The following is a 1,665-nucleotide window of genomic DNA, read 5'->3' as shown; positions in this document are numbered from 1 at the left end:
TTTTTCTACGGCTTGTCAATAGGAACGTTATTAAATCAACGATTTACAGTGAAGAACCTTGAGTATTGATTAGGTGACGAGCTCTTTCATCATCTAATCAATACTCAATTCCAATTATTTTTCTTACTCTAGAACCAGTCAAATAAGCCTTGGATGTATTAATCTTTTTTCAAGGCTGGTATGATAGGTGATGACGAATGCTACTTCGAATGAGGGCTTAGCTCATAGGAGTAAGGCTGATTCGTTTTTATTAGGTATAGGATTGTTTTGATAAGGCGATCCATCTGACGGACGATAAGTTTCTTCTTAGAGGAAGAGGCTTCTCGTCTTTTTTGATAGGCATCTCGGATGTGGTTATTACTCATTTTTGGATTAATCATAAGAACAACTGTCCAGTATAAAATCCTACGTGCGTGTGGATTACCATGTTTTGTGATATGTCGCGCTGATTGATGATCACCAGAGTCTACTTCAGTTGTATCAATTCCTACGTAGCTGTTTAACTGCTGACGAGTGCGGAAACGACGTATGTCTCCTAACTCACTTATTAGTCGGATGGCGGTACTACTGCCAATTCCCGGAATCGTTTGAAGGAGACTGAACTCTGGTAGAGACTTTCCCAAGTCTGTCATACGTGAAACCTGCCGTTCTTGCTCAGCTTCTAGTGCCAGGACTTGTTTGGCTAGAATTCTCATCTGCCGTGTATTGTCTGAACTAACGGCAACGGCGTCGCCGTTTTTAGCTGCTAGTTTCCATAGCTTTCGTGAGGAATCATGAGCCCGTTTAGGGCCGACTCCCTTAAAGCCTGCCCTCACTATTTGTTTTTCCAACTCATTAAGGTCGCCGATTTCGCGGACGATTTGTGCGTGAGGAAAGAGAGACAGAAGTTCCCAAGCTAACTTGCTGTCAAAATCAAAACCATCTTTAGCTTCTCCGAATGAAGCGAAAACAAGTTGTAACACGCGATGAGCTCGATTACGAGCACGTTTCTTATCTTCATTGAGTTGGTCATAGTAACGATTCATGTCAGTCAGTTCACGATAGATTGAGTCTTGCTTGTAAGCTAACAGGTATGGTTCTAAGTGTTCTGTGAACTCGGTGATAGCTAATCTCCTGGCGTCACGTCTATCATTCTTTCTGAGACGTGAGCCTGTGGCGATGCGATTCTTAGCGACTAGTGGATTCAAAATATGATAGTTCAGATGTTCTTGTTGGAGAAAATACTCTAGGCGACGTGAGTAGACGCCAGTTGCTTCAAAGACAATCTCAGGTTTACCACCGAATTGAAGCACGTCGTGCTTCAATTCATTAAAACCCAACATATCTAGAGAGATAACTGACTCCTCAACCACGACCAAATCTGTCACAATCGCAGTGTTGGCTTTGTTCTTACTCACATCAATTCCAATAATTGTTCGCATAATCATATACCCATCCTTCTGAAGTCTTCACGTATGTCTTAGTAATCTCGTTTTCAAAACACGGCTTCAAGAGCCCAAATACTTTGATCAAATTGACTAAAACCAGTGAAGCGGCCATTTTTAATTACGGTCTCGAGGACCTAAAAAGCCCACGGCCTGTCTTCACTACCACTATAAAGTAATAGAGGCATAAGAGCATCCCGTCGGATAACTCTTATGCCTCTAAGCTTAGTATTTTTTAATT

Annotated in this window: 1 protein-coding gene; it reads right to left on the bottom strand. The window is 41.8% G+C overall.

The features are described from left to right. Nucleotides 1-200: 200 nt before the first annotated feature. Entirely contained in the window at nt 201-1,427 is a 1,227-nt protein-coding gene (locus OCU14_RS11195; protein ID WP_261811090.1) for an IS110 family RNA-guided transposase, read from the bottom strand. Nucleotides 1,428-1,665: the final 238 nt, after the last annotated feature.

This window comes from Levilactobacillus humaensis (assembly GCF_024345185.1).
GTDB lineage: Bacteria > Bacillota > Bacilli > Lactobacillales > Lactobacillaceae > Levilactobacillus > Levilactobacillus humaensis.
The sequence above is the reverse complement of the archived record's forward strand: the minus strand, read 5'-3'. Positions and strand labels throughout refer to the sequence as shown.

What these genes read in the sequence shown, in the direction of transcription:
- OCU14_RS11195 (WP_261811090.1), bottom strand. Translation starts at nt 1,427, where the DNA reads ATGATTATGCGAACAATTATTGGAATTGATGTGAGTAAGAACAAAGCC.